We start from the raw sequence: 13665 nt of genomic DNA on the forward strand, positions 1-13665 counted from the left end.
CATGTATTTGAAATCAATTGAAATGCAGGGCTTTAAGTCCTTTGCGGATAAGACGAAGGTCGTATTTGACAAGGGAGTAACAGCCGTTGTAGGTCCAAATGGATCGGGAAAATCAAATATTACAGAGAGCCTGCGTTGGGCACTGGGCGAATCCTCTGCAAAGAGTTTGCGTGGGGGCAAGATGCCAGATGTTATTTTCGCTGGTACAGAGGTCCGTAAAGCTCTTAACTACGCGGAAGTAGCGGTCACTCTTGATAACAGTGACGGCTTTATCGCAGGTGTTGGTGAAACCATTCGTGTGGAACGTCATATTTATCGAAATGGTGACAATGACTACTTGATCAATGGTAGGAAGGTTCGTCTGCGTGATATTCATGACCTCTTCATGGATACTGGTCTCGGGCGTGATTCTTTTTCTATTATTTCTCAAGGTCGTGTTGAGACTATTTTTAATGCCAAACCTGAGGAACGCCGTGCTATTTTCGAGGAAGCTGCAGGTATTCTTAAATATAAGATACGTAAGAAAAAAACCGAAAGCAAGCTTAATCAAACTCAGGATAATCTTGATCGGTTGGAAGATATCATCTATGAGCTAGATGGTCAGATTAAACCACTTGAAAAGCAAGCGGCGACAGCAAAATGCTACTTAGAACTCGATGGAGAGCGTAGACAGACTCTGCTTAACCTTTTAGTGCATGATATTGAAGTTGGAAAATCTGACTTAAGCCAAACACAAGAAGATTTGGCAGAGGTCAAGGATAAATTAACCAGCTATTATGAGGAACGTCATCGTTTAGAGACGGAGAACCAAGAACTCAAGCAAAAACGTCACCAAATTTCAGAACAAATTTCTTCTGACCAACAAACCTTAGTGGATGTCACACGACTTATTAGTGACTTTGAGCGTCAAATTGATCTCTATACCATGGAAAGTCAGCAGCGTTCCGAGAAAAAAGAAGAGACAGCATCTCGTCTCAGTGAGCTGGAGAGTTTGAAAGCAGAAGCACAGGCTTCGCTTGATAAGGTTAACCAACGTCAAGTTAAATTGAATGCTGAATTGAATACTATTGCTCTGGAGCTGACTGCCATTCAAAAAGATCTGGGGCAATTTTCTGATGATCCAGATACGCTTATTGAACGTTTGCGAGAAGACTATGTCAGTCTTATGCAGGAGGAAGCTAAGGTTTCCAACAGTCTAACTCAGGTCACCCACGACATGGAAAGTCAGACACAAGCACTTGAGGCACAGGCTGAAGAATATAAACAGGCTCAAGCTGATTTGCTCTCTGCTCAGGAAGTAGCTAGCGAAGCTCAAAAGGCTTATCAAGCAGCTCAAGCGAGTCTTCAAAATCTCTTGGATAGCTACAAAGAGAAGGATCAGTCTTATCAAGTCATCGATAAGGACTATCAAGAAGCTCAAACGAAGATGTTTGACCTCATGGATCACCTTAAGAGTAAAGAAGCTCGCCGTCAAAGTCTAGAGTCTATTCAAAAAAATCATAGTAATTTCTATGCAGGGGTTAAGTCCGTTCTTCAAAATGCCCAATCCATTCAGGGAATTATTGGCGCTGTTAGTGAACACTTGACCTTTGATACGCGCTATCAGACGGCTCTTGAAATTGCAATGGGAGCTAGTGGGCAAAACATCATTGTTGAGGATGAAGCAGCAGCTAAGCGTTTGATTGATTACTTGAAACGTAATCGTCAGGGTCGTGCGACTTTCTTACCATTGACAACCATCAAACCACGTCAACTGAATGGACAATTTGCTCAAATTCTTGCCAATGCACCTGGTTTCATTGGTATGGCTTCCGATTTGGTCACTTACGAGGAACGTTTGGCTAATATTTTTCAAAACCTCTTAGGTGTAACGGCAATCTTTAATACCATCGACAATGCCAATAAGGCCGCTCGATCTGTTCGTTTTCAAGTGCGTATGGTTACTCTTGATGGCTCTGAAATCCGCCCTGGTGGAGCCTTTGCCGGTGGTGCCAATAAGCAAAATAATAGTCTCTTTATTAAGCCCGAACTAGATGCATTAACTACTGAAATTAGCCAAATTAAAGCTCAATTAAGTGATAGTGAGGCTAAGGTTGAAGCCCTTAAGACAAAGCGTAAGGCTTTACAGAAAGCGATAGAAGATCTCAAAGTTGATGGTGAAAATGCTCGTCTGCAGGAGCAAAGGCTGGGCTTGGAGTATCAGCAAGCCTTATCAGATGTAGAGAAAAATCAAGTCTTGGTAGATAGTTTCAAGCAGGGTTCTCAGGGATCTAAAGGGGCAAATCTTCAAACTAAGTCTGAGCAACTTAAGGCAGAGTTAGCGCAAATTGCATCTAAGCGTGAGGCCATCAATGACCGTATCGAAGCAATTAAGGAAGATAAGGATGCCCTTGGCCAACAAAAACAAGCTCTCTTAGACGGACAATCTGAACTCCAGTTGAAGGAGCGCGACTTGCAAGCGGAATTACGTTTTGCTAAGACAGAAAGTAATCGTCTTCAAGCAGACTTGTCTGAATTAACGAAGGAATCTGACAGTCTCAAGGCTCTCCTCAATAACCAAGTAGATGAGGATCAAACTGATCGTCTGCCGCAGTTACAAGCACAGCATAAAGAAGCTGTTCAACGTAAAGACGATTTGGAACAAGCACTTGTTCGTGCCAAGATTCAAGTGCAAGACTACGAAGGTCAGTTGGAGGACTTGGAGGAGCGTTTGGCTAAAGTGGGGAACCGCAATGAAAATTTGATTCGCCAACAGACTCGATTGGAAGAGCGTGAAAGTCAAATTAGTCAGTCGCTTCGTAAGTTTGCGACTCAGTTGGCTGAAGATTACCAGATGACGCTTGAAGCAGCCAAAGGTCAGGTTACCCCTCTTGAGAATGTTGAGCAAACTCGCCAGAATCTTCAAAGTCTTGAGCGTTCGATTAAGGCTCTGGGCCCTGTCAATGTAGAGGCTATTGCCCAATTTGAAGAAGTTAAGCAACGTCTCGATTTCTTGAATGGTCAAAAGGATGATTTACTTGAAGCTAAGGGTCTGCTTCTGAATACCATCAATGATTTGGATGGTGAGGTGAAATCTCGCTTTAAAGCAACCTTCGAGGCTATCCGTGAAAGCTTTAAACAGACCTTTACCCAGATGTTTGGTGGCGGATCAGCAGATTTGATTTTTACCTCAGACAATTTCCTAGAGGCCGGTGTAGAAATTTCTGTTCAGCCACCAGGTAAGAAAATTCAATCGCTTAACCTTATGTCAGGTGGTGAGAAGGCCTTGTCAGCTTTGGCTCTTCTCTTTGCCATCATTCGTGTTAAGACTATACCTTTTGTTGTCCTAGACGAAGTAGAAGCGGCTTTGGATGAAGCCAATGTTAAACGCTTCGCTGACTACCTCAATCGCTTTGACAAGTCTAGTCAATTTATCGTAGTTACCCACCGTAAGGGAACCATGTCAGCAGCAGACTCTATTTATGGGGTTACAATGCAGGAATCTGGTGTCTCAAAAATTGTTTCAGTTAAACTAAAAGACCTCGATTTTGACTAAAAATAAATAGATTATAATTTCATGAAAGATAGTTGATAGCTTTATCACTATCTTTTTTATAGTTTCAAAAAATTTGAAATGACTTTCAGAAAAAAATAGGGTTACCACTTTCAAAAAAACGCAATCGATTGCGTAAAATGCTCTAACAGTGGCTATGATCAGGATTTTTGCCACTATGAGAAAGCGGTCAGCTGGTCTTTTTCGATTGAAATATTACAATTCTAAGAAGTTTTTTCTTTGTTTATTTTACCACTCATCTTTTTCAGTTTGAGACTAGGCTTGTCTGATACGGGCATTGAGCATTACCTGAATGATTTCTCCAAAAAGAATAGTTTCCAAAAAAACTTATTGAATTGACGTAACTGTAGGCACTTGAAAGCACAACTAATTTTTGATAGAATGGTGGTAATTAAATAGAAGTCGTAGAGACTAGTAACCTTATGGAAATTGACAGGGATTGGGGGTCATGGACTGGAAGCCTCCTCGAGGGAAGTTTGGCGAATTCACTCATGAAAACGGCTGACGAATCAAGGTCTGGGAAACCAGATAAAAAACGGATGGTACCGCGTGTCAACGCTCCGGGTTGGAGTTTTGGCGTGTGTTTTTTTGTTTGCGATTCGAAATTGTCATATCAGAAAGGAATATCATGGATTTACAAACACAATTACAAGAGTTGAAAACCTCAACGCAGGCTAAATTGGCTGAAATGCGTGGTGAACACTCTAAGGAATTACAAGAATTGCGTGTTGCAGTTTTAGGTAAAAAAGGTTCTTTGACGGAACTTTTGAAGGGACTTAAAGACCTTCCTAGTGAAGAACGCCCTACAGTTGGTAAAATGGTCAACGAAGTTCGTGACGTTTTGACTGAAGCTTTTGACGAAGCAGCTAAAGTTGTTGAAGCAGCTAAAATTCAAGCCCAACTTGACTCTGAAAGTCTTGACGTAACCCTTCCAGGTCGCCAAGTAAACCTTGGTAACCGTCATATTCTTAGCCAAACAGCTGAAGAAATCGAAGATATTTTCTTGGGGATGGGCTTCCAAATTGTTGATGGTTTTGAAGTTGAAACAGACTACTATAACTTTGAACGTATGAATTTGCCTAAGGATCACCCAGCACGTGACATGCAAGATACTTTCTACATTACCGAAGAAATCTTGCTTCGCACTCATACAAGTCCTGTCCAAGCTCGTACACTTGATAAACATGATTTTTCTAAAGGTCCTCTTAAGATGATCTCACCAGGACGTGTTTTCCGTCGTGACACAGATGATGCGACTCACAGTCACCAGTTCCACCAAATCGAAGGTTTGGTTGTTGGTAAGAACATTTCAATGGGTGATCTTAAAGGAACACTTGAAATGATTATTCAAAAAATGTTTGGTGCAGAGCGTCAAATCCGTTTGCGCCCTTCATATTTCCCATTCACAGAGCCTTCAGTTGAAGTTGATGTATCATGTTTCAAGTGTGGTGGTAAAGGATGTAATGTATGCAAGAAGACAGGTTGGATTGAGATCCTCGGTGCTGGTATGGTTCACCCACAAGTACTTGAGATGTCAGGGGTTGATTCTGAAGAATACTCAGGTTTCGCTTTCGGTCTTGGTCAAGAACGTATTGCCATGCTCCGTTATGGAATAAACGATATTCGTGGTTTCTACCAAGGAGACGTTCGATTCTCAGAACAGTTTAAATAAGGTTTAGGAGGTTGTCATGACGATTGTTATTCGAAAGGTTCTTCCCGAAGAAGTTGAAGAATTAAAAGTTATCTCGGAAGATACTTTTAGGGAGACATTTGCTCATGATAATACAGAGTCCCAGTTGCAAGCTTACTTTGACACAGCACTGTCTGAAGAAGTTCTGCTCGATGAAATTACTCATGAAGAATCGCGTTACTTTTTCATTATAGTTGATGATGTAAAGGCAGGTTTTCTAAAAACTAATGTCGGATCTGCCCAAACAGAGCAGTACCTAGACAATGCCTTTGAAATCCAGCGTATTTATATCAGTCAGGCCTTTCAAGGCATGGGCTTGGATAAGCAATTGTTTGAGTTTGCTTTGCAAGAAGCTCGTGACCTGGGTTGCGATTAGGCTTGGTTAGGTGTTTGGGAAAGGAATTTCAAGGCACAGATTTTTTACGATAAATATGGCTTTGAAAAATTCGCAGAACACGATTTTCTTGTCGGTGATGGTAAAGTGGATCGCGATTGGTTGTTAAAATTGAAACTATAAACCTAAATGAAGTTGATAGAGAGGTTTTAAGAAGACGATAAAACGCATAAATTTGTCTTCCTCATATATCAAATACAGATATTCCTAAATTACAGAAAGGATTTGAACCCGTCTTAAGAGTGGTTGAAGTTCTTCTTACATTTATCAGTTGAACTGATAGTTTTACAGAAAGGATTTGAATACGACCTCAAAGTTCGAGATTTAGATAAGTCGCTACTGAAATCAGGATTTCAGGCGACTTCCTAAAATCTTGTGACTTTGGTCCTTGCAGAGCAAGGACACGGTCTTAATATCATTATTATGCTAGTTAGTTATAAATGGTTAAAAGAGTTGGTTGATGTGGATGTTACCACGGCCGAACTTGCTGAAAAAATGTCGACGACAGGTATTGAAGTAGAAGGTGTTAAGACACCTGCTGAGGGCTTGTCAAAATTGGTTGTTGGTCATGTCTTGTCATGTGAAGATGTGCCTGAAACACACTTGCACTTGTGTCAAGTAGATACAGGAGATGCTGAAGGTCCACGTCAAATTGTATGTGGCGCTCCAAATATCACTGCTGGAATCAAGGTAATTGTTGCCATTCCTGGTGCCCGAATTGCAGATAATTACAAGATCAAAAAAGGTAAGATTCGTGGTATGGAATCTCTTGGTATGATCTGTTCTTTGGCTGAACTTGGTCTTCCAGATAGCGTTATTCCTAAAGAATTTGCAGATGGTATCCAAATTTTGCCAGAAGATGCTGTTCCTGGAGATAGCATTTTCCCATATCTAGACCTTGATGACGAAATTATCGAATTGTCAATCACACCTAACCGTGCTGATGCCCTTTCTATGCGTGGTGTGGCTCATGAAGTTGCTGCAATCTATGGTAAATCCGTTCATTTCCCAGAAAAAACAGTTACTGAAGACAGCAAACCAGCTTCTGATAAAATTTCAGTAGCTATCGAAAGTGATAAAGTGACTACTTATGCTAGTCGAGTGGTTGAGAATGTCACGGTTCAACCAAGTCCACAATGGCTACAAAACCTTCTCATGAATGCTGGTATTCGTCCAATTAACAACGTAGTAGATGTGACAAACTATGTTCTTCTATACTTTGGACAACCAATGCATGCCTTCGATTTGGATAAGTTTGAAGAATCACACATTGTTGCCCGTGATGCACGCGAGGGTGAAAAACTGGTTACCCTTGATGGTGAAGAGCGTGAATTGACTGCTGAAGATATTGTTATTACAGTTGCTGACAAACCTGTTGCTCTTGGTGGTGTCATGGGTGGTGCATCAACTGAAATTGATAACAACTCTAAAAATGTTGTCCTCGAAGCTGCTGTTTTTGATGGAAAATCTGTTCGTAAGACAAGTAGCCGTCTTAACCTTCGTTCAGAATCGTCATCACGCTTTGAAAAAGGTGTTAATAACGAGACTGTCCTTGAAGCTCTTGATTTTGCAGCAGCAATGTTGCAAGAATTGGCAAATGGATCTGTCCTTGCAGGCCGTGTTCAAGCAGGTTCAGTCGACACAGAACCAGTCCAAGTTTCTACAAGTCTTGACTATGTGAATGTCCGTCTAGGTACAGAACTGACTTTTGCGGATATTGAAGATGTGTTTGCAAAACTTGGTTTCGGTTTGACAGGTGATGCTGATAGATTCACTGTATCTGTACCACGTCGTCGTTGGGATATCAGTATCCAAGCAGACTTGGTAGAGGAAATTGCACGTATCTATGGCTATGAGAAATTACCTACTACACTTCCAGAGGCAGCAGGAACATCCGGTGAATTGACTAAAACACAAACACTTCGCCGTAAGGTTTGCACCATTGCTGAAGGTGCTGGATTGACTGAGATTATTTCATACACTTTGACAACACCTGAAAAAGCCGTAGAATTTGCTGCGACACCAAGTAACTTGACTGAGTTAATGTGGCCAATGACTGTTGATCGCTCAGTCCTCCGTCAAAACTTGGTTTCTGGTATGCTTGATACCGTTGCTTACAATGTCAACCGTAAGAATAGCAACGTAGCTATCTACGAAATTGGTAAGGTCTTTGAGCAAAATGGTAATCCGAAAGAAGAGTTACCAAACGAAATCAATACCTTTGCCTTCGCAATTTCTGGTCTTGTAGCGGAAAAAGATTTCCAAACCAAAGCAACGCCAGTTGATTTCTTCTATGCTAAAGGTATCATTGAGGCTCTCTTCAATAAACTTGAAGTTTCGGTTGACTATGTAGCGACAAAAGACCTAGCAAGCATGCACCCAGGTCGTACTGCTGCTATTGTGCTTGATGGTCAAACTATTGGATTCCTTGGTCAAGTTCACCCACAAACAGCTAAAAACTACGGTATTCCAGAAACTTATGTGGCTGAAATTAATCTTAGTGCTGTCGAAGACGCCTTGAAACCAGCTCAACCATTTGTTGAAATCACAAAATTCCCTGCAGTATCACGTGATATCGCCCTTCTTCTTAAGGCAGACATCACTCATCAAGAAGTTCTTGATGCCATCTATTCAGCAGGAGTGAAACGCTTGATTGCTGTTAAACTCTTTGACGTTTATGCAGGTGAAAAACTTGGTGCTGGTATGAAATCAATGGCCTATAGCCTCACCTTCCAAAATCCAAATGACAACCTCACAGACGAAGAAGTTGCCAAATACATGGAAAAAATTACCAAAGCTCTCACTGAAAAGGTCGAAGCAGAAGTACGTTAATAGTTAAAAATCCATCTGATAAGATGGATTTTTAAGATAGTAGATATAAGGCTAAAAGGAGATAACTTGTTTTTAGAGTTTTTTGATGGGATTTGGGGACATTACACCTTTGAATCTGATAAAGTCAATACACTTATTGATGCCTTACCCAGTTTTGCTTATCCTTTGGGTCAACTGGTATTTTTAATACTAGTCTATAGGTTACTCGTTCATCAATATATTAAGAGGTTTTTAACCATGTACCTCAGTATATATGTAATTGGCATAAAGAAACATTTCGAAAAAGTAAATTATCTTTACTAGTTCTACCAATAGTTTATCTCTTTGTTTTCGGAATGACCTATGTTTTGGGTGGGAATGTTTTGGCTACCGTCACTGTTTACAAAGATTATAGAGGACTTAAAACTATTTATAGTTAAGTGGACAAAATAGATATTCGTTATCTTGGGTCAAAATCGAGTAGTACTAGAATTGATGCTGTCTTTATTGATTCTGACGGACAGATTTATGACATGCATCTGATAAACGGTGACAAGAGAATTGCTAATCATATTCGACATAATCAGTCAATGTCCTATTCCTCAACTCTATCCTTTGATAAACATGGCAAACCACTTTACATTTCTAAATTCTTGGAATAAGCAGTCCGAATAGCTCTTTCAGTACATGGCACTTGACAATTATGTAAATTCTCTGCATAATGAAAGAAAAAACTTGAAAAGAGGCTAACCATGCAAATTATTAAACGTAATGGCCAAGTTGCTGAATTTGATCCTGATAAAATCTACCAAGCTATCTTAAAAGCAGCACAGACTGTGTATGTTCTTGATGATTCTTGGCGACAAAACATTGCTCAAGTCACTAAAAAAGTAGCACTTGATCTACAAGATGCTCAAGTGGAACGTCCAACCATTAACATGATTCAATCATTGGTTGAAAATCGTCTTATGGAAGCTGGTTTCATCAATATCGCTGAGCATTATATTTCATACCGTTTACAACGAGATTTGGAGCGTAACGGTTATGGTGACAAAGTAATCGTACACCTACGCTTTGAACAGACTAAATAATAAAAAGCCATTGCTTTGATGACTTTTTTGTATGTTTGAGTTTTTAGTCTATCATTTTCAAAAGTTTTAAAAAAGACTTCAGTTCTTTTCCATGTCCTATTTGCATATAACTCTCAGAAGTTGGTCTTATAAAGGATGTTTCTAAAAAGTGAATCTGTTTCTGAGCTTTGAAATTCTCTAATGAGACCCCTTTTGGAAGCTTCCAGGTAATGTGTCTAGGAGAAATCTGATAGGGAATGGAAACCTTAGCTTTCGCGATAGTTTCCTGACTTTTAGCCATATTTTGTTGAAAAAGGTCTTTAAGTTTTTTAATATTTTTTTTGAACATACCATTATCAAGATAAATTGAAAGTGCTTTTTGCATGATGAGGTTGGTATCATAGTCAATAAGTCCTTTGTGGGACAAAAAGGTAGTCTTAAGGTTTGGTGGTAAGACGAGGCTACCTAGTCGTAAACCTGGAAAAAGTGCCATGGAAAAAGATTTGATATAGATAGTCTGATTTTGGGTATCGTAGTAGTGAATTGGTAGATTTTTACTATCGCTAAAGTCACCCATATAATCGTCCTCGACGATATAGACATTATACTGTTTGGCAAGTTGAGCCATCTTTTCTTTTTCACTAGCAGTGTAGCTCAATCCAAGAGGATTTGAGTAACGACTAATGGTATAGAAAAACTTAATCTGACCAGTCTTAAAGTGCTCCTCTAATAGATTAAAGTCAATACCTTCAAGATTGCGATTGATAGTTTCATAGGATAGATTTTGACGCTTGACTAAATGGTTCATACGGTGGTACGTAGGTTGTTCCAAAAGAATTTTGTGAGCACCATTACCGAAATCCATCTGTGATAGGATATAGAGAGCCTGTTGGCTTCCTGAAGTAATGACAATTTGATTTGAATTGACATAAATGTCGTTAGATGCAAGGCGATTTTTTAATGCTTCAACCAGTTCTTTTAGTCCAGCTTGCTCATGATAATAGTTGAAGAGGTAGTCTTGGTGGTCTGCCAAACTTTCATCTAAGCAAAGACGAAAATCCTCGTAAGCTAATTGATTATAGTCATTAAGGTTGAGTAGAACCGTATCATTGGATTTAGAGGGGCCCTCTAGAACATAATAGCCACTTTTGGGGACGGCATAAATATAGTTTTGATACTTAAGTTCCAAGAGCGCTCTTTGAGCAGTATCTTTACTGCAACCATAAGTCTGACTAATCTGACGAATAGATGGTAATTTACTTCCTTTCTCCAAATTACCATTTTGGATATCTTTTGCGATAGTCTTAACAATTTCTTGATAGATGCTCATAATTACCCCCTTACAGATTTTTTTATTCTACCCTATTTATTCTCTGAGAGCAAGATGTCTGGAGACATTTGACAATATTATTAGATTTCGACATAATAAAAAGGTTATTAGGAAATACTAAATTCCTATTTTAAACAAGTTTAAGGAGATTGTAATAATGACATTTAAGAAAGTCTTAGGACTTATCGCTCTTGCTTGCTTAACCATTATTAGTTTGTCAGCCTGTAAACCGAATAAAGAGCCTACTTGGACATACGATAAAAACAAAATGCAATTTGTGGTACAAGATGCTAGCGTACAAGTTCTTTCTGCCACTAAAATCGAATCCCCTGAAGGTCAAAAAGCTATTCGTGTTCACTATAAACTTAGCAACACAAGTTAAGAAACCATGAATGCCTACACTCTTTTGATGAAGGTGGTTCTCGATGTTAAACAGGAGAAAGAAAAATTAAAGGTTGCGACAATGGTCTTCTCTAAAGACGATGACAGAGACAAGATTGCTAATAAGACAAAGATTGGCCCTAAGGAAGTTAAGGAAATTGTTGTTGACTATGCCGTGTCTGATTTTGATCATGACTTGATAATTGAATTCTCAGACTATGGTACAGAAGCAGATGCGACTGCTCATATTTCATTGAAAAATCTTGAAAATGCACCTGTCAAATACTTTGATAATAAATCTCAATAAGCTTTATCGCCACATGGATGTGTGGTGATTTTTTATAGCCTCACATCTGTACCCGGTCAGATAGAGAAATTTCTACTTGTTTAATCGTCAGAATTTTCATAAACTTGTACTATATTTATTTCTAAGGAGTTTTAGATATGTCAGCAAAACGTTTAACCCTCTCTGCATTTTTCATGGCACTTGTTGTCATTTTGAGTTCAAGTCTCTTGTCAATTCCTGTTCCAGGAGGTCACTTCTATTTTAACGGTCTTATCATTTTCTTGGTTGGTTTGATATTTCCACCTATGGAAGCAGTCATAATTGCTGGGGTGGGCTCATTTATTGGAGATTTTCTTTTTTATCCTCTTCCTATGTGGGTAACACTAGCAACACACAGCCTTCAAGTTCTTGCTATCTCACTTGTTGTAGGTGGGCGATTAGGAAAATTGAGTAAACCTAGGGCTGTTTTAGGTCTCTTGCTTGGGGCAATTATCAACCTACTTGGTTATGGTTTTGGAAGAGCCTTTATCTATGGCACACCATCCTATGCTATGATGAAAATTCCTTTTGATCTAGTTGCCGCAATTCTTGGTTCAGCTTTCGCCTACTATATTTACTTTCATACAGGATTTATTAAACAGTTTGAAAAAGTTTGGGAAGGAAAATAAATGACCACAGTGATTGTTGCCAATGATCTCGTTGGTTTGGGGAAGGTTGCTTTGACCAGTAGTCTTCCTATCATGTCAGCTTGTCAGACTGAAGTTCTTCCCTTACCAACGGTTCTTTTGTCTTCTCATACTGGTGAGTTTGACAATATCTATGTACGAGACCTTACAGTTGATATGCAAGGTTTTTGTGAGCAGTGGAAGCGATTGGATTTTAGAGTGGATGGCTTAGTTAGTGGTTATTTCAAGTCAGAAGAAGAACTAGGCCTTGTCAGTCAATTGTCTTACGAAAAAAAGATTCCCATTTTTGTTGATCCCATTATGGGTGATAATGGCCGTCTCTATCAAGGTTTTGATAGAGACTATGTAGAAGCTATGAAGGATTTCTGTCAACAGGCTGATGTCATAATTCCCAATCTGACAGAAGCTGCCTTATTGACGGGTTCTCCTTATCTTGAGGAAGGTTCCTATGATATGGCTACTATTGAGAATCTTCTGAGAAATTTGAGCAGGCTTGGACCTCGAAAAGTTATTTTAACAGGTATTTCATTTGAGACTGAAAAGATCGGATTGGCTTATTTCAATAAGGAGACCAATCAAGTAATTTATCGAATGAGGAAACGGTATCAATCACATTTTTATGGGAGCGGGGACTTACTGACGGCCATTTTATCAGCCGGATATTTTCATAACCTTGATTTTATTAAGGTTTGTGATTTGGCTTTGGATTTCCTGAATAAAGTCCTATTGTTTACACTTTCAAGTGGTCGCCCTTTAAAATATGGTCTTTGTTATGAGCCCTATATCGATTATTTATTTAATGGAATTAATGAGCTATTGGAGGAGAAAAATGAAAAATGATAATACTCGTGAATTAGTTGAATTGAGTTTGTATGCAACCTTGATTATTGTTAGTGTACAGTTTATTCGTATTCCTTTTGGACCACAATTTGTCCATTTGGGAAATGCCTTGGTTGTAATTGCTGTCTTAATTTTTGGTGCTAGAAAAGGTGCGTTAGTTGCAACGGTAGCATTAGGGTTATTTGATATTTTTAATGGCTATGCTGCTGAGGTTTGGATTACTATTTTAGAATCTTTGATTGTCTGTTTGGTGCTCTATCTTGTTTTTGAAAAGCTCCTAAAATCAAATGATAAAATAGCTAACGTCATTATCGTTGGAGTGATAGCTGCAGTGACCAAAATTATTTTGAATTTCCTTAAGTATACGATTATTAATACCATCGTTGCGTCTCTCTCCTTAAAAGCTGCCATGCTAGCTTCAGTGGTCAAGATTGGTGGAACTTTTGGAACATCAGTTGTTACAATCATTGCGGTTCCTCTTTTATATCCTATCTTCAAACGCATTTTGAAAAAAGACTAAAGATTGAGCAGGCGGGTACTGCTTTTTCTTTTCGATTTTACATAAGCAAAGGCCCAAATTTACACTAAAAAATGGTAAAATAATTAAGTTAATGTCAAGAAAGG

At 39.1% G+C, this 13665-nt stretch carries 8 protein-coding genes and 2 pseudogenes; 9 read left to right on the top strand and 1 reads right to left on the bottom strand.

The window, feature by feature from the left end:
* The first annotated feature begins 1 nt into the window (after nt 1).
* The 5 genes and pseudogenes from smc (at nt 2) to NSQ85_RS05390 (ending at nt 9539) form a co-directional block, all read left to right on the top strand.
* Nucleotides 2-3535: a chromosome segregation protein SMC gene (gene smc, locus NSQ85_RS05370; RefSeq protein WP_179973839.1), complete on the top strand. Its 3534-nt coding sequence runs from the start codon at nt 2-4 to the stop codon at nt 3533-3535.
* A gap of 646 nt (nt 3536-4181) precedes the next feature.
* Nucleotides 4182-5225 (top strand): phenylalanine--tRNA ligase subunit alpha, encoded by a 1044-nt coding sequence (gene pheS, locus NSQ85_RS05375; RefSeq protein WP_340781309.1) that lies wholly within the window; start codon nt 4182-4184, stop codon nt 5223-5225.
* Between the two features lie 16 nt (nt 5226-5241).
* A pseudogene (locus tag NSQ85_RS05380) lies at nt 5242-5760 on the top strand (GNAT family N-acetyltransferase).
* 258 nt (nt 5761-6018) lie between these two features.
* Entirely contained in the window at nt 6019-8469 is a 2451-nt protein-coding gene (gene pheT / locus NSQ85_RS05385; RefSeq protein ID WP_340781546.1) for a phenylalanine--tRNA ligase subunit beta, read from the top strand.
* 731 nt (nt 8470-9200) lie between these two features.
* On the top strand, nt 9201-9539 hold the full coding sequence (locus NSQ85_RS05390) for an ATP cone domain-containing protein (protein ID WP_179973311.1): 339 nt from the start codon (nt 9201-9203) through the stop codon (nt 9537-9539).
* Nucleotides 9540-9582: 43 nt separating this feature from the next.
* Here the strand turns inward: NSQ85_RS05390 and NSQ85_RS05395 are convergent, their stop codons facing one another.
* Nucleotides 9583-10848 (bottom strand): aminotransferase-like domain-containing protein, encoded by a 1266-nt coding sequence (locus NSQ85_RS05395; RefSeq protein ID WP_179973837.1) that lies wholly within the window; start codon nt 10846-10848, stop codon nt 9583-9585.
* 157 nt (nt 10849-11005) lie between these two features.
* Here NSQ85_RS05395 and NSQ85_RS05400 point away from each other — a divergent pair.
* The 4 genes and pseudogenes from NSQ85_RS05400 (at nt 11006) to NSQ85_RS05415 (ending at nt 13561) form a co-directional block, all read left to right on the top strand.
* Nucleotides 11006-11536: pseudogene (locus NSQ85_RS05400) on the top strand (DUF5067 domain-containing protein).
* A 137-nt stretch (nt 11537-11673) separates the two neighbouring features.
* On the top strand, nt 11674-12183 hold the full coding sequence (locus tag NSQ85_RS05405) for an ECF transporter S component (RefSeq protein WP_179972027.1): 510 nt from the start codon (nt 11674-11676) through the stop codon (nt 12181-12183).
* A complete protein-coding gene (locus NSQ85_RS05410) occupies nt 12184-13041 on the top strand; it encodes a pyridoxamine kinase (protein WP_179973836.1) in 858 nt (285 codons plus the stop codon). It abuts the gene before it with no gap.
* The gene (locus NSQ85_RS05415; protein WP_179973835.1) at nt 13031-13561 is read left to right on the top strand and encodes an ECF transporter S component; all 531 of its coding nucleotides are present in this window, start codon (nt 13031-13033) and stop codon (nt 13559-13561) included. Before NSQ85_RS05410 ends, NSQ85_RS05415 begins: the two co-directional genes overlap by 11 nt.
* Nucleotides 13562-13665: the final 104 nt, after the last annotated feature.

This window comes from Streptococcus sp. FSL L8-0526, assembly GCF_038007145.1.
GTDB lineage: Bacteria > Bacillota > Bacilli > Lactobacillales > Streptococcaceae > Streptococcus > Streptococcus thermophilus.